The organism is Pseudomonas sp. N2-3-1-14 (assembly GCF_041228395.1).
Lineage (GTDB): Bacteria > Pseudomonadota > Gammaproteobacteria > Pseudomonadales > Pseudomonadaceae > Aquipseudomonas.
The window spans coordinates 1155365-1170730 of sequence record NZ_CP166199.1; the positions used below are offsets into that span (position 1 = coordinate 1155365).

Annotated in this window: 9 protein-coding genes and 2 pseudogenes; 3 read left to right on the plus strand and 8 right to left on the minus strand. The window is 61.8% G+C overall.

The features are described 5' to 3' along the window. Positions 1 to 82: 82 nt before the first annotated feature. The 7 genes and pseudogenes from AB5I78_RS05365 to AB5I78_RS05395 all read right to left on the minus strand — a co-directional run bounded on the left by AB5I78_RS05365 (position 83) and on the right by AB5I78_RS05395 (position 12036). Entirely contained in the window at positions 83 to 1576 is a 1494-nt protein-coding gene (locus AB5I78_RS05365) for a diguanylate cyclase (protein WP_369303430.1), read from the minus strand. Between the two features lie 60 nt (positions 1577 to 1636). Then, positions 1637 to 3130, minus strand: a complete 1494-nt coding sequence (locus AB5I78_RS05370) for a sensor domain-containing diguanylate cyclase (protein ID WP_369303429.1) — start codon at positions 3128 to 3130, stop codon at positions 1637 to 1639. An 87-nt stretch (positions 3131 to 3217) separates the two neighbouring features. After that, positions 3218 to 4540: an OprD family porin gene (locus AB5I78_RS05375; protein WP_369303428.1), complete on the minus strand. Its 1323-nt coding sequence runs from the start codon at positions 4538 to 4540 to the stop codon at positions 3218 to 3220. 1196 nt (positions 4541 to 5736) lie between these two features. Continuing rightward, positions 5737 to 7100, minus strand: a pseudogene (locus AB5I78_RS05380) (heavy metal sensor histidine kinase). Continuing rightward, on the minus strand, positions 7090 to 7767 hold the full coding sequence (locus AB5I78_RS05385) for a heavy metal response regulator transcription factor (RefSeq protein ID WP_053254480.1): 678 nt from the start codon (positions 7765 to 7767) through the stop codon (positions 7090 to 7092). The pseudogene AB5I78_RS05380 and the gene AB5I78_RS05385 overlap by 11 nt, the downstream one beginning before the upstream one ends. A gap of 10 nt (positions 7768 to 7777) precedes the next feature. Continuing rightward, on the minus strand, positions 7778 to 10873 hold the full coding sequence (locus AB5I78_RS05390) for a multidrug efflux RND transporter permease subunit (RefSeq protein ID WP_106579554.1): 3096 nt from the start codon (positions 10871 to 10873) through the stop codon (positions 7778 to 7780). Continuing rightward, positions 10870 to 12036, minus strand: a complete 1167-nt coding sequence (locus AB5I78_RS05395; protein ID WP_145166229.1) for an efflux RND transporter periplasmic adaptor subunit — start codon at positions 12034 to 12036, stop codon at positions 10870 to 10872. The genes AB5I78_RS05390 and AB5I78_RS05395 overlap by 4 nt, the downstream gene beginning before the upstream one ends. Before the next feature lie 219 nt (positions 12037 to 12255). Between AB5I78_RS05395 and AB5I78_RS05400 the strand changes: the two genes are divergently transcribed. The 3 genes from AB5I78_RS05400 to AB5I78_RS05410 all read left to right on the plus strand — a co-directional run bounded on the left by AB5I78_RS05400 (position 12256) and on the right by AB5I78_RS05410 (position 15138). Next, a complete protein-coding gene (locus tag AB5I78_RS05400; RefSeq protein WP_242194632.1) occupies positions 12256 to 12489 on the plus strand; it encodes a hypothetical protein in 234 nt (77 codons plus the stop codon). 164 nt (positions 12490 to 12653) lie between these two features. After that, positions 12654 to 13445 (plus strand): transporter substrate-binding domain-containing protein, encoded by a 792-nt coding sequence (locus AB5I78_RS05405; protein WP_369303479.1) that lies wholly within the window; start codon positions 12654 to 12656, stop codon positions 13443 to 13445. Between the two features lie 529 nt (positions 13446 to 13974). After that, positions 13975 to 15138 carry a transporter substrate-binding domain-containing protein gene (locus AB5I78_RS05410; RefSeq protein ID WP_369303478.1) on the plus strand — a complete coding sequence of 388 codons (1164 nt, stop codon included), beginning with the start codon at positions 13975 to 13977 and terminating at the stop codon, positions 15136 to 15138. Positions 15139 to 15228: 90 nt separating this feature from the next. On the opposite strand, the pseudogene AB5I78_RS05415 reads toward AB5I78_RS05410, so the two are convergent. Continuing rightward, a pseudogene (locus tag AB5I78_RS05415) lies at positions 15229 to 15324 on the minus strand (YkgJ family cysteine cluster protein); the annotation flags it as partial. Positions 15325 to 15366 lie beyond the last annotated feature (42 nt).

Consider the following 15366-nt stretch of genomic DNA (forward strand, 5'->3'; position numbering starts at 1 on the left):
CAGGAGGCACCGTCAGCGTCGGGATCAAACCCAAGCTGACGGTGCGGCGAGCGGTGACTGAGTGGCCCAGGTGGCAGACTCTTCAGGGAAGGGCTGCGGCATCCACGATGCGGTTGCGCCCGCTGTGTTTGGCCTCATACAGCGCCTGATCCGCGCTCAGCAACAATGCCTCCAGCGATACGCGGCTGCGTTTGTCCCAGGTACTCATGCCGATACTCACCGTAATCGGCCGTTCGGCGCCGGCATACCGTGGCAAGTGCTCGACGCTGCTGCGGATATGCTCGGCGATCACCCAGGCGCCCTTGGCGTCGGTGTGCGGCAGCACCACGGCAAACTCCTCCCCGCCATAACGCGCCGCCAGATCAGCCGGGCGGCGGATGTTGTCTTCGATGACCCTGGCCACCGTGCGCAGAGCCTCGTCACCGCCGTGGTGACCATGGCGGTCGTTGAAGGCCTTGAAGTGATCCACGTCGATCATCAGCAGCGTCAGCGGTTCGGTTGAGCGTTGCGCGCGTTCCCATTCCAGGCGCAGGCGCTGATCGAGGATGCGACGGTTTGCCAAGCCGGTCAGCGCATCGGTGGCTGCCAGTTCTGACAGCACTTGCTCGGCGCGGTGGCGGCGACGCAGCTCGTTGCTGAGCATCCAACTCAGCCACAGCAGACCGATGCACAGCACGCCCGTCGCCAGGCTGATCAGCAAGGCTGCGCGTTTCCATTGGGCAAATACCTCATCGGTGGACAGTGCCACCGCGACGATCAGCGGCAAACTGCCGACCGTTGAAAAGCTGTAGAGCCGCTCTCGGTGGTCAACACTGGAGACGCCGCGAAAGCTGCCATCGCGCTCCTTGAGCATGCGCCCGACATTTGGCTGCTGGCTCAGGTCCTTGTCGATCATGTCCAGTTCGAGCATGGGATGCTGCGCCAGCAGAATGCCCTGCTGGTTGATCAGGTTGATGGTGCTGTTGCTGCCGATATTCAGGCTGCTGAACAGCTGGTGAAAATAAGACAAGCGCATGGAGGCCACCGCCACCCCCTGAAAGCGCCCGTCCGGCCCGGAAACGCGGCGGCTGAACGCAATGCGCCATTGGTCGTCGCACACGCAGCGCGCCATGAACGGGCGGCTGATGTACAGCCCGATGTCGGGGTCTTTGCGCTGGACCTGGAAATAATCGCGATCAGCGAAGTTGCCGGACTTGGGCGTGAGTAAGGACGAGTCGGCGATCACCTCGCCATTGGCGTCCAGCAGCAGGATGTCGCCCTTGTAGGGCGCGGCCGCGGAGCGGTCGAACTGCACCAGATGGCGGATATCGGCGGAGACGCTTTGCAGGTCGTTGCGCTCGGTGGCGGCGATCAGGCCCTTGAGGGCCATGTCATAGAGCTCGACGTTGCGCAGTACATCGGCGTCAATCAGTTGGGTGATGTTGTTCGCGGTGCGCGTGGCGGTCTGCAGGGTATTGGCGTGTTCGCGAATCAGCAGCACCGCCACGATCGCCACGATCAGCAGGGCCGTGAGGACACTGCCAAGGATCAGCAGGCGTTCCGGGCGACGTGTAGAGCGAGAAAGGCTCGGGCTCATCGGGCGTACTTTTGCGTCGAGGATGCCATTAGCGTAGTCCGTGTACGGCGTTGCAGCAGGTCAGGGCCCGGTGGCCTCCACAATCCGGTTTCGCCCAGTGTGCTTGGCCTCATACAGTGCCTGATCCGCGTGCAACAGCAGCGTCTCGAGTGACAGGTGACTGCGTTTATCCCAGGTACTCATGCCGATACTCACGGTGATCGGCTGTTCAGCGCCGGCGACGCGCGGCAGGTGCTCGACGCCGCTGCGGATATGCTCGGCGATCACCCAGGCGCCCTTGGCGTCGGTGTCCGGCAGCACCACCGCAAACTCTTCCCCGCCATACCGCGCAGCCAGGTCCGCGGGACGACGGATGTTGTTGGCGATCACCTGGGCGACCGTGCGCAGTGCCTCATCACCGCCGTGGTGGCCGTGGCGGTCGTTGAAAGCCTTGAAGTGGTCCACGTCGATCATCAACAGCGTCAGCGGCTCGGTGGAGCGCTGCGCGCGGTCCCATTCCAGGCGCAGGCGCTGGTCCAGGGTGCGACGGTTGGCCAGGCCGGTCAGGTCATCGGTGGCGGCCAGCTCCGACAGCACTTGCTCGGCGCGATAGCGACGGCGCAGTTCGCGGCGCAGCATCCAGGTCAGCCATAACAGGCCAATGCAGAGCACGCCGGTGGCGCCGCTGGTGAGCAGCGCGGCGCGTTTCCACGGGGCGAACACGTCTTCGCTGGCCAGCGCCACCACCACAATCAGCGGTAATTCACCGACATTGGTGAAGGTGTACAAACGCTCGGTGCCAGTGATGGCCGAGATCGCCCGAAAGCTGCCTTCGCCTTCGCGCAGTATGCGTTTGAAGTTGGGCCGATCGCTGAGGTCCTTGTCGATCATGTCGCGCTCCAGCAACGGCTGCTGGGCGAGAAGAATCCCCTGGTTGTTCAGCAGGTTCACCGAACTGCCATTGCCGATGGTGAGGCGGTTGAACAATTGATCGAAATACGCCAGGCGCATCGTTGCCACGGCGACACCGGCAAACTCGCCGTCCGGCCCCGTGACGCGACGACTGAATGCGATGCGCCAGACTTGATCGCAGTTGCAGCGAATCCTGAATGGGCGGCTGATAAACAGGCCGGCCTGGGCATTCTGTCGATGCGCCTGGAAGTAATCGCGGTTAGCGAAATTGCGTGGCGTTGGCCACAGCGTCGAGGAGTCGGCAATCACTGCACCTTTGGCATCCAGCAACAGCACTTCGCCTTTGAAGGGCGCCGCGGTGGACTGGTCAAACTGCACCATGTGCCGGATGTCCGGTGACGCCTGCGCCAGGTCCTTGCGGGTGGTGGCCTTGATCAGACCCTCCAGCGCCAGGTCATAGAGCTCGACGTTACGCAGCACATCGGCATTGATCAGTTGGGTGATGTTGGTGGTCGCGCGCTGGGCGGCCTGGACGGTGCTGGCGTGTTCGCGGTTCAGCAGCGCCGCGACGATAATCACAATCAGGGTGACGGTCAGGCTACTGCCCAGAATCAGCAAAAGCTCCGAGCGTGCAGGTAAAGAAGGAGGGCGGAGTTGACTCATCGCGCAGACTTCAACAGATAAGATACTGGCAGTTTAGTTCTACGCGATGAAAATTAGGGCATGGGCTAAAAAAGAAAGATTGGCGGGTTAGAACACATTGATCGGGTAGTCCACGATCACCCGGTATTCGTCCACATCCCGATCCACTGCCGCGTAGCCATTTCCGCCGCGGTTGGTCGCCCATTGCAGGCGCACGGCCAGGTCCTTGGCTTTGCCGCCTTGCACCACGTACTTCAAATCGATGTCGCGCTCCCAGTGTTTGGCGTCCTTGCCATCGGCGCTGTACCAGGCGCTGTAGCCACGGCTGTTGGGGTCGACCTTGGTCAGGTCGGTCTTGCCGCTGATGTAGGAAACGGCAGACGTCAGCCCTGGCATGCCCAGGCCTGCGAAGTCGTAGGCGTACTTGAGTTTCCACGAGCGTTCGTTGGGGCCGTTGAAGTCCGAGTATTGCTGGGAGTTGTCCAGGTAGACGCTGTCGCCCTGGCTGATGTAGTCGAACGGCGTGTTGCCGTTGACCCGCTGGTAGGCGGCGGTGAGGCTGTGGTTGCCCACGCTTACGGTGAAATGCAGGCTGTAGGTGTTGTTGTCGATGCTGCCCAGCAACGACCGGCCGGTGTCCTGGGTGTGGTAGTAGTGCAGGCCGGGGTTGAGGCTGACCAGGTCGTTCAGCGCGTAGGTGTAATCCAGGTCGTAGTAGTACTGGTGCCACACGTCCTTGAGTTCGGAAGCGTACAGGTTGCTGGTGACGCCCGGGATGGCGCTGAACGACACACCGGCCCAGTTCAGGTGCTGGCTGTCGGCGTGGTCTGGCAGCGCGCCGTAGCTGGTGCCGATGCGCCGGTGGCCGCTCTGGTTGTAGAGCTTGGTGAAGCTGGCCTGGCCGCCTTCAAGCATCCAGCCGTCGAAGCTGTGGTTGGTCAGGCTTACGCCGCGGAAATCCTGCGGCAGCATGCGGGTCATGCCGCCGGCGATTACCGGGTTGTTGAGGAACAGGTCGCCGGCTTTCAGCTCGGTGTCGAAGGCGCGCATTTTCAAGGTGCCGCCTGCGGTGGAGAACGAGCCGGGCGCTTTGCCGTTGCCGCTGCCATACGGCAGGATACTGGAGCCGTCGGTGCCGCCACCGCCGTCGAGCTTGAGGCCGAGCATGGCGTTAAGGTCCAGGCCGAAGCCGACGGTGCCTTGGGTGTAGCCGGATTCGAAGGTGCCGATGAAGCCTTGGCCCCATTCCTTGCTGTCATCGGTGTGGATGTCGCGACGGTCGCGGTTCATGTAGTAATTGCGGGTGTTGATCTTGAGGCTTGCGCCGTCGACGAAACCGTCGGCGGGGGTGGTATCTGCCGCTTGGGCCAGGGGGGCGATCGTTGTTGCAATCGCTAGGAATAGCGGGGTGAACGTCAGCGAGTTCTTCACCGGTGGAGCTCCTTTGGTCAATCGTAAGCGGCCAATGTCGTGGGGGTGTGCCTGGCCTTTTTTTACCGCAAAAAAAAGCCGCTGAAGTCAGCGGCTTTGAACAGATTCCCAGTGTAGAGCCCTGGAAATAAGTCGAGGGAAATTTGGGTGAGCGGGAAGCTGTGTTGGCCGTCGCGCTCATCGGTGCGTCAAATTAGCGCAGGTGAGCGGTGCGGTACAGAGTGTAACAAGATAATGACTGTTGCCCAAATTGCAACAGTCGCGGGGGGCTTTTGTAGGGGGAGTGAGTACATATCCGTTGCTGCGGTAACGGCGGCTGGCGGTTCCGCTCTTACAGCGGGTCACTTTTGGCAAACGCCCCAAAAGTAACCAAAAGGTCTTTGCCCCACCACTCGGTGCCTCGCTTAGGCTCGGCATGCCCTCACTCCGGCTTGAATCCGTGGGCCGCCGCGACGGGCCATCCATGGCCCAACACGGCTAACCCGGCGTCCTGCCGGGTTACCCACGGATTCAAGCCTGCGTTCGGCCAGCGTGGTTGACGGGGCCTGTCAGATCAAAAGCAGAGCACGGCGGCCTAGTAGCCGACCTGAGTGGTAGAAGCAAAAGCAGGGCAACAGCAGATCAACACACCTCTATCTGATGTACTGAGCTCCAAATGTGGGAGCGAGTGCAGTCGCCACCACCGCACTGCTTTGCTTTTCTGTGGGAGCTGGCTTGCCTGCGATGCAGACAACTCGGTGTGTCAGGCATAACCAGTTGATGCCATCGCAGGCAAGCCAGCTCCCACCTTTGATTGAGTTCAGCTTCCAAAATCAGGTCGGCTGTCAGGCCGCCTCGGTTTTGCTTCTACCACTCAGGTCGGCTACTAGGCCGCCGTGCTCTGCTTTTGATCTTGATCTGCTTTTGACTTTGATCTTAGGCGCCCCGTTAAACCACGCTGGCCGAACGCAGGTTTTGGAGCGTGGGTAAACCGGCAGGACGCCGGTTTAGCCGTGTTGGGCCATGGATGGCCCATCGCGGCGGCCCACGCTCCAAAGCCTGCGTGAGGGCACACCGAGCCTAGGCGAGGTGCCGAGTGGTGGGGCAAGAGCCTTTTGGTTACTTTTGGGCTCTTTTCAAAAGTGACCCGCCGTAAGGGCGGAACCCCAAAGCGGCCATCACCCAAATAACGGATATACCCCCCAGCAAACCACCCCCTACACCGGCAGGGTTATGCCAAACGTATTCCCCCCACCCTCACTGCGCACAAACACATCCCCGCCGTGCATCAAAGCGATCGCCTTCACAATCGCCAACCCCAGCCCATGATTCGCCCCGCTGTTGCTGCGCGACGCATCCACCCGATAAAACCGCTCGAACAGCCGTGGCAAATGCTCACTGGCAATCGCATCCCCAGGGTTGGTCACCCCAATCGCCACCTGATGCTCCTGCACCTGAATATCCACCTCGATAACCTGCCCCGCCGCGGTGTGCTGCACGGCATTACTGAGCAGATTAATCAACGCGCGGCGCAAGTGAGCTTTCTCGATCTGCACCAACGCATCGCCACGCACCCGCACTTGAACCTGGGCGTCTTCGAGGATGAAATCCAGGTAGTCGAGCGTGGTCGCCACCTCATCCGCCAGGGAGCTTTCGATCAGCCTGGTGGCCTTGCTGCCCTGGTCAGCACTGGCGAGAAACAGCATGTCATTGATGATCGAACGCAGCCGCTCCAACTCTTCAAGATTGGATTGCAGCACCTCGAAATAATGCTCGGCCGAACGCCCGCGCGTCAGTGCCACCTGCGTTTGGCCGATCAGGTTGGTCAGCGGCGAGCGCAGCTCATGGGCCACATCGGCATTAAACGATTCCAGGCGCGAATAAGCCTGTTCCACCCGATCCAGCGTGGAGTTGAATGAATTGACGAACTGGCTCAGCTCCGGCGGCAACGGCGACAGTTGCAAGCGCCCGAGAGCTTGGGCGGCGCAAGCTTCTGCGCTTCATCCGAGAGTTTGCCCAACGGCTTGAGGCCGATGCGCGACACCCAGAACCCCAACAGCGCCGCCAGCACCACGCCGACAAACGCCAGGCCGATCAACGCCACCAGCAACTGGTGCTGAGTCGCGCGGAAGTTTTCAGTGTCGATGGCGATCATAAAGCGCAGCGGCGGGCGCTGTTCTTTCGCCGCGAACTGGCTCACCAACACCTTGAACGGGTACTCGCGCCCCGGCAGGCGCAAGTCGCGCTTACCGGTCGGCCCTGCGGCGAACGCGCGGATCTGCGCATCCGGGTTGCCGTACTCGTAGTTCGGATCGCTGCTCACCACCCAGAAGCGGATGCGCTTGTCTTCCTCGCCGAGCAATTTCAGTTTGGCGGTGATTTTCGCCCAGTGGTCCGGCGTGCCAAAGCGGTTCACCGAGGATTCGAGCACGCTGTAGCGCGCATCCAGCTCGGCGCCCGGCAACAACCCAAGGCCGTGGTCCACTTGCTGGTACAGCGCGCCGCCGATCAACACGAAGATCAGCAGCGCCACCAGCGTGAACATGCCGCTCAGGCGCAAGGCGATGGAGTTAGCCGACACTGCGGTTCTCCAGCACATACCCCATGCCACGAATGGTGTGCAGCAGTTTGTGCTCGAACGGCCCGTCGAGCTTGGCGCGCAGGCGCTTGATCGCCACTTCGACAACGTTGGCATCGCTGTCGAAATTGATGTCCCAGACCATCTCGGCAATTGCCGTTTTCGAGAGGATTTCACCCTGGCGCCGCGCCAATACGCTGAGCAGCGAGAACTCCTTGGCGGTCAAGTCCAGGCGCAGGCCGTTGCGGCTGGCCTTGCGGCTGATCAAATCGATCCACAAGTCAGCGACGGTGACCTGCACCGGCTCATGCCCGCCGCTGCGGCGGGTCAGCGCCTGCAGGCGCGCCACCAGTTCGAGGAACGAAAACGGCTTGCCCAAGTAATCGTCGGCGCCTTCGCGCAAGCCGCGAATGCGGTCTTCCACGCGCTCGCGTGCGGTGAGCATGATCACCGGTGTTTGCTTGCGCGCCCGCAGCGCGCGCAACACGCCGAAGCCGTCGAGGCCGGGCAGCATCACGTCGAGCACGATCACCGCGTAATCGTTTTCCAGCGCCAGGTGCAAGCCCTCGACACCTTCACGCGCCACATCGACGGTGTAGCCTTGTTCCGTCAGGCCGCGGTGCAAGTAGTCCGCCGTTTTTTCTTCATCTTCAATAATCAGGACGCGCATGACCCCGCCTTCAGTGTGTGGTCGCCAGCGCCAGCGCTGGTTTGGGCCTGTGGAAAAACTTCTCAAGGTACAAGTATATGACCGGCGTGGTGAACAGCGTCAGCGCCTGGCTCACCAGCAAGCCGCCGACCACCGCAATCCCCAGCGGCTGGCGCAACTCCGCGCCCGGGCCGGAGCCGAGCATCAGCGGCACCGCGCCGAGCAAGGCGGCGAGGGTGGTCATGATGATCGGCCGGAACCGCGTGACGCAGGCTTCATAAATCGCCTCCTCGGGCGGCAGCCCGCGCACGCGCTGGGCGTCCAGGGCAAAGTCGATCATCAGGATGCCATTCTTCTTCACGATACCGATCAGCAACACCAGGCCGATCAGGGCCATGATCGAAAAGTCCTGGCCCAGCAGCCACAGCATGATCAGCGCGCCCAAGCCCGCTGAAGGCAAGGTCGAGATGATCGTCAGCGGGTGCACGAAACTCTCGTACAACACACCCAGAATAATGTAGACCGCCACCAGCGCCGCGAGGATCAGCCAGGGCTGGCTGGCCAGCGAACTCTGGAACGCCTGGGCCGCGCCCTGGAATGTGCCGATCATGGTGGACGGCATGCCGATTTCGTTCTTGGCCTGGTTAAGCATGATCACCGCATCGCCCAACGCCACGCCTGGCGCGAGGTTGAACGACAGGTTGGCGGCCGGGAACATGCCGTCATGGCTGATCGACAAGGGCCCCACGGTGGGCGGGTCGACCTTGGCCAGCGCTGACAGAGGCACCATCTCGTTGGTCAGCGGCGAGCGCAGGTAGAAGTAGTTCAGGCTCTCGGCCTTGCCGCGTTGCTGGGTGTCGAGTTCCAGCACCACCTGGTACTGGTTGATTTCGGTCTGGAACTCGTTGATCTGGCGCTGACCGAAGGCGTCATACAGCGCCTGGTCGACATCGGTGGCGGTCAGGCCGAAGCGCGCGGCGGCCTGGCGGTCGATGCTGATGTGGGTGATGCTGCCGCCCAGTTGCAGGTCGTTGGACAGGTCGCGAAAGGCCGGGTTGGCGCGCAGTTTTTCAGTCAGGCGCTGGGTCCAGGTGTTCAGCGTCGGGCCGTCGTTGCTCTTGAGCACGTATTGGTACTGGGCGCGGCTCGGGCCGGAGCTTAAGTTGATGTCCTGACCGGCGCGCAGGTACAGCACAATGCCCGGCACCTTGGCCAGTTTGGGGCGGATGCGGTCGATGAACTGGCTGGCGGACACATCGCGGTCACCGCGGTCTTTCAAGGCGATCCAGAAGCGGCCGTTGGCGATGGTCTGGTTGCTGCCGGTCACGCCCACCGAGTGGGAAAACGCTTCCACCGCCGGGTCGGCCTTGACGATCTCGGCCAGGGCTTTGTGCTTGGCGACCATGTCCGGGTACGACACGTCGGCCGCGGCCTCGCTGGTGCCGAGCACGAAGCCGGTGTCCTGCACCGGGAAGAAACCCTTGGGGATAAAGATGTAGCCGACCACGGCCAGGGCCAGGGTCACCATGAAGATCGCCGCCATCGTGCGTTGATGGGCCAACGCGCGACGCAGGTTGCGCGCGTAGCCGGCCAGCAGGCGTTCGCTGAAACCGGGTTTGTCGTGGGCGTGATGAGTGGGCGCGCGCATGAACAGCGCGGCCAGCGTCGGCGCCAGCGTCAGTGACACCACCACCGAAATCAGGATGGTCGAGGTGGCCGTCAGCGCAAACTCCTTGAACAGCCGTCCGACCACGCCGCCCATGAACAGCAGCGGAATAAACGCCGCCACCAGCGAGAAGCTGATGGACACCACCGTAAAGCCAATCTCGCCGGAACCCTTGATCGCCGCTTCGCGTTTATCGAGGCCCGCCTCCAGGTGGCGGTGAATGTTCTCCACCACCACGATGGCGTCGTCCACCACAAAGCCCACGGCGATTACGATCGCCACCAGCGTGAGGTTGTTCAGGCTGAAACCCAGTACATACATCAGCGCAAAACTGGCGATCAGCGACACGCCGAGCACGCTGGACACAATCATCGTCGCCGACAATTGACGCAGGAACAGCGCCATCACCGCCACCACCAGCAAGATGGCAATCAGCAACGTCACTTCCACTTCATGCAACGAGGCGCGAATCGTCTTGGTGCGGTCGGTCAACACGCTGACCTGCACCGAGGCCGGCAACATGCCTTCCAGGCGCGGCAGCTCGGCTTGAATGCGGTCCACGGTTTCGACAATGTTGGCGCCGGGCTGGCGCGAAATCACCAGGTTCACGCCGGGCGTGTCGCCCGACCAGGCCTGTACGTAGGCGTTTTCCGAACCGTTGATGACTTTGGCGATATCACGCAGTTGAACCGGTGCGCCGTTCTTGTAGGAAACAATCAACTGGCCGTATTCATCCGGGTGAAACAGCTGGTCGTTGGTCGACAGGGTCGACACGCTGTTCTCCCCGTAAATCGCGCCCTTGGCCAGGTTCAAACTCGATTGCTGAATGGCCAGACGCACGTCGGCGAGGGTCAGGCCAATCGCCGCGAGTTTGTCGGGCGAAGCCTGTACGCGAATCGCCGGGCGCTGCTGGCCGGTGATGTTGATCTGGCCGACGCCGTCGATCTGGCTGATCTGACGGGCCAGCAAGGTCTCTACGTAATCGCTGAGTTCGGTGCTGGGCATGCTGTCGGAACTGACGCTGAGGATCAGCACGGGGCTGTCCGCCGGGTTGACCTTCTTCCAGGTCGGCAGGCTAGGCATATCGCTGGGCAGCTTGCCGGAGGCGGTGTTGATCGCCGCTTGCACTTCCTGCGCAGCGGTATCGATGCTTTTGTTCAGGGTGAATTGCAGCGTCAGCAGGCTGGAGCCCAAGGCGCTGCTGGAGGTCATTTGCGTCATGCCGGGGATGGCGCTGAATTGCACCTCCAGCGGGGTGGCCACCGACGATGCCATGGTGTCCGGGCTGGCGCCGGGCAGCTGCGCGGTGACCTGGATCGTCGGAAATTCCGCTTCTGGCAGTGGGGCGACGGCCAAGCGCGGGAAGGCAATTAACCCCAGCAGCACCAAGGCGAAGGTCAGCAGCAGGGTGGCGACCGGGTGGTCGACGCACCAGGCCGACGGCGAACGGCTGCCGCTCATGGCTGCACCTTGGCGTCTACCGTCTGGATGGCTTGTGGCGGCTCTTTGAGCACCTCGACCTGGGCGCCGGCCTTGAGCCGCGACTGGCCGTCGCTGACCAATACATCCCCGGCCTGCACGCCCTTGATGATGTTCACGTCGCTGTCCTGATAGGCGATTTGCACCGGCACAATCTCGACCTTGTCACCGTTGACCCGGTACACGAAATGCGCATCCAGGCCGCGCTGCACCACGGTCGGCGGTACCACCAGGGCGTTCTTGTCGAGGGCGGTCTGGATCTTGATGGTCACCAGTTGCCCCGGCCACAGGCGCTGCGAAGCATTCTTGAACTCGGCCTTGGCGCGCAGCGTGCCGGTGGTGGAACTGATCTGGTTGTCGATCAGGCTCAGGTGGCCTTCACCGAGCAAGTCGCCGGTCTGGCCGTCGGTGTCGGCGCCCATGTAGGCATCGACGCTGGCTTGAGTCGGCGATGCGATCAGGCCTTGCAGGGTCGGCAGCATTTGTTGCGGCAGTGAGAACTCCACCGCAATCGGGTCGATTTGCGTCACGGAGAACAAGCCCTGGGTATCGCTCATGCGCAGGAAGTTGCCTTCATCCACCGTGCGAATGCCGACGCGACCTGTCACCGGAGAGCGAATCTGGGTGTAGGAAAGCTGTACCTGAGCGGAGTCGATGGCAGCCTGGTTGCCTTGCGCCGTGGCTTTGAGCTGGTTGACCAAGGCTTGTTGCTGGTCGTAGGTCTGCTTCGACACGCCGTCGTCGATGCTCAGTTCCTTGTAGCGCTTGAGGTTGACCAATGCCACTTGCAGTTGCGCCTGACTTTCCCCCAGTTGCGCCTTGGCCTGGTCGAGGCTCGCGCGGATCGAGCGGTCATCGATGGTGGCGAGCAGGTCGCCGGTTTTGACCAGTTGGCCTTCCTTGACCAGCAACTTGGTGAGGATGCCGTCGATTTGCGGGCGGATCACCACGCTGTGCAACGAAAGCACCGAGCCGATGCCGCTGACAAAACGGGGAATGTCCTGTTGCACGACGCTCACCACCCGCACCGGGATTGCGCTCGGCGCCGCCAGTTTGGTCTTGGCGGGCCGGGTCACGGCCCAGGCTGCAATCGCCACTACCACGAGGACACCCACGGTCAGGGCGGTTTTTCGTTGAATGTGCATGGGGTGAGGCGCCGGGGCAAAGGGGTGGGAAAATTAAGATGCTTTCTTTATAGCCCGCCGACCCGGTCAGCACGGTGACTGCTAACTGACAGCGCTGTCAGTAAAGGCAGACCATTCGTACAGGCGGTGGTTAAAGATCCGGGGCGCGCAGGTATACTGCGCGCCAGCGCGGCCCGCAAGCCGGCCGCCGCCTCATTTTCTGCATGCCCCGGAGCTTCCATGACTTCCCCGACACAATCCCCTGTTGAAGCGACCGATCTCGTCGATCCGGCCAGCGCTGAAAGCGTTGAAAAAGCCGAGATCCCGGCGTTCAAGTTTCCGTTCAAGCCGGGTGAACTGGCCGGGGCCAAGAATGCGGCCCAGCCTTGGTACAAAAATGGCGCCAAAAACGGCCATACCAAGTCGCCAGGTATGGCACCGCCGGGCACTCGTCGTTCGATGGGTAAACGCTGAGAGTAATCGGTCACGTATTTGTCGGCATTGCCTTACATCGCTCGCTGACGTTTCTGATTGCAGGTGCACGACCGTTTCTTGAAAGCTTGCACAGCATTTGCTTCGCCCAGGTGGATGGCGCCGGGGCGTGGTGAGGCTGGACTTTCCGGAAAAGGACGCACCTTGTGGTTTCGATACGTGTCTGTGTTGCGCCTGCCTTATCCCTGCTGGTCGCTGTTTTCTGCACACCTGCAACAGCTGACGAACCACGGCGCGAGATCCGTTTCGCGGTCGCCGCGCAATTCCCGCCGTTCCAAAGCCGCAACCAGCACGACCAACTGGTGGGGCTCAATATCGACCTGGGAAACGCGTTGTGCCAGCAACTCGGTGTGCGTTGTACCTGGGTTGATCAGGTGCTGATGGAGAGTTTTCCTGCGCTTGAGGGCCGACGGTTCGACGCGATCATGGGCATGGCGCCCACCTCCAGGCGGCGCCAATGGGTGAACTTCACGGATACGCTGTACCCGTTCACCACCCGGCTGGTAGGACGCAAGACCTCCGGCCTGATGCCGACGCTGCAGTCGCTCAGGGGCAAGCGGGTCGGCGTGCTGCTGGGGAGCAACCGCGAAGCCTTTGCTCGAATCAAGTGGGCGCCAGCGGGCGTCATCATCAAGAGTTTCTGGCTCAATGACGAATTGACGCGCAGCCTGGTGGCCGGCCATATCGATGCGACGCTGCAAGGCACGGTGGAAATCCGCACGGCACTGCTCGACACCGCGCAGGGGCAGGATTTCGACTTCCTGGGTCCCGTTGTGTCGGCCGAACTGCTGGGTGACGGCGCGGCCATCGCGGTGCGCAAACCGGACACCGCCTTGCGCCAGGACCTCAACCGTGCGCTTGAACAACTGCGCCAGAGCGGTGAATACCAGCGCATCGTGCAGCCCTACAATCTGAGCGAGCCGCCTTCCGACCAGTGATGGCTAATTAATTGCGCGGAACATGAGCGGGATCAGTGTTCGCCCCATGGGCGCGCTTAGCGTCGACGACCTGCCGACTCCTCCAATAATTACGAGCGCGCTTATGCCACGCCGGTGACCCGGGAAGGGGCGACGGTGGAGTATCAGTCACTGCGCACCAAGCCGGACCCGCGCGCGATTGATCGCTGACACAGCGCACCCAGCAATCGACCAATGAAATCCAGCGCATGATCAACACCCTGCAAGGCGCAGCCCGCGATGCGGTGCAAGCCATGGCACACAGCAGAGCCAGTGCAGCTCAGGCGACGTGGCGGCGCTGGCGCAAGATTTACGTCTGCTTGCGCAGGCGTTCTGGGGCCAACGGCGCTGACGTCAAAAAGCGTCTAGGCTGAATTTGGGAATTCTCCTATGAAACAAACAGGCGTGTCGTAGTTAAAGACCAGTCAGTGCTTGTTAGAACGTCGGGTGCGTTCGGGCCGTGAGTGATAGAGCACGGACGTCTCACACCACTTTTGAACAGGACAGGTCTATGACTACGGCAAAAAGAATATTGGCGCTGGCGCTGATAATGTTGGCCGGGAGCGGATGCGCGGTGGCTCCCCCTCCCGTAAACCCGTGGAGCGAAATTCGCTTCGGGGTCGAGGCGGATGTACCGCCGTTTGAATATCGCAATGAGCAAGGCGAACTCGTCGGATTGGATATCGAGCTGGGCAACGCCTTGTGTGCTGAACTCAACGCGCGCTGCGTGTGGGTCGATCAGCCTTATGCAACCAACCTTGCGGCGCTCCAGGCCGGGCGTTTTGACGCCATCATGCCGATGACCGCGACGCCGCCACGGCGCGAAACAGTCGACTTCACCCATCCGCTCTATGCCCTTGAAAGCCGATTGGTCGCGCCCACAGGTTCCAGCCTTTTGCCAACCCCCGGTTCGCTCAGAGGCAAACGCGTGGGCGTACTGACGGGCACCAGTCGAGCCGCTTTTGCGCTGGCACGGTGGGCGCCTCAAGGCGTGCAGGTACGTCAATTCAACCTCAATGCCGAGCTGATCAAGGCCTTGAAGGCCGGTGAGTTGGACGCGACCTTGCAAGACACGGTTGAAATCACCCAGGCGTTGCTGAACACCCCTCAAGGCAAAGGGTTTGCCTTCGCGGGGCCGGTGATCAATGACGAGTTGTTGGGCAGCGGCCCGGCCATAGCGGTGCGCAAAACCGACCCGCAATTGACTGCGGCGCTGAACACGGCGCTGCAGCGCTTGAAGGACAGTGGCAAATACGCGGCCATTACCCAGCCTTATCTGGCACCGGCTCCGGCTGAATCCGCAGCGGCCCGGATGATTTACACACCGGCGCAAGGTGGTTTTCCTTACTCGGAGGTGGTGCAGGTTGGGCACACTCTGTATCTCGCCGGCGTGTTGGGCCTGGATGAAAAGGGCAAGCTGGTGCGCGGAGGCATTCGCGCAGAAACCGCCCAGGCCCTGGAAAACTTGCGTGGCACGCTCAAGACAAAAGGCTTGGCGATGGACAGGGTAGCCAAATGCACGGTGATTCTTGCCGATGTCAAAGATTTCGCGGCAATGAACGAGGTGTACGCCAGTTATTTCCCCGCAGGCCGGCTTCCTGCCCGAACCACCTTTGCGGCCGGCAAGCTGCTGTTGAATGCGCGGATCGAAATCGAGTGTATCGCCAGCCTGTAAGCCCTCGCAGGCTGCGGGCCCAAGACGCCCGCAAGGAAATAAACGCGTAGTTGGCCGGCACCTGGGTGGCGATCCTGGTGCCGGCATCCAGTAGATGTTGCAGCGGTTGTCTTCGTCAAGGTTCCGGCAGCGCCCGGCGTCGTAGGCGGCAAAGGTGATCGCCACAAACGCTTCGGTATTGCCTCTATGCACTGTTCTGGCTCTGCGAAGCAAGTCATGCGCCAGTGC

Coding starts and splice junctions, on each gene's coding strand:
- AB5I78_RS05400 (WP_242194632.1), top strand. CDS start 12,256: ATGACTTCCCCGACACAATCCCCTGTTGAAGCGACCGATCTCGTCGAT.
- AB5I78_RS05385 (WP_053254480.1), bottom strand. CDS start 7,767: ATGCGCGTCCTGATTATTGAAGATGAAGAAAAAACGGCGGACTACTTG.
- AB5I78_RS05390 (WP_106579554.1), bottom strand. CDS start 10,873: ATGAGCGGCAGCCGTTCGCCGTCGGCCTGGTGCGTCGACCACCCGGTC.
- AB5I78_RS05395 (WP_145166229.1), bottom strand. CDS start 12,036: ATGCACATTCAACGAAAAACCGCCCTGACCGTGGGTGTCCTCGTGGTA.
- AB5I78_RS05370 (WP_369303429.1), bottom strand. CDS start 3,130: ATGAGTCAACTCCGCCCTCCTTCTTTACCTGCACGCTCGGAGCTTTTG.
- AB5I78_RS05365 (WP_369303430.1), bottom strand. CDS start 1,576: ATGAGCCCGAGCCTTTCTCGCTCTACACGTCGCCCGGAACGCCTGCTG.
- AB5I78_RS05410 (WP_369303478.1), top strand. CDS start 13,975: ATGACTACGGCAAAAAGAATATTGGCGCTGGCGCTGATAATGTTGGCC.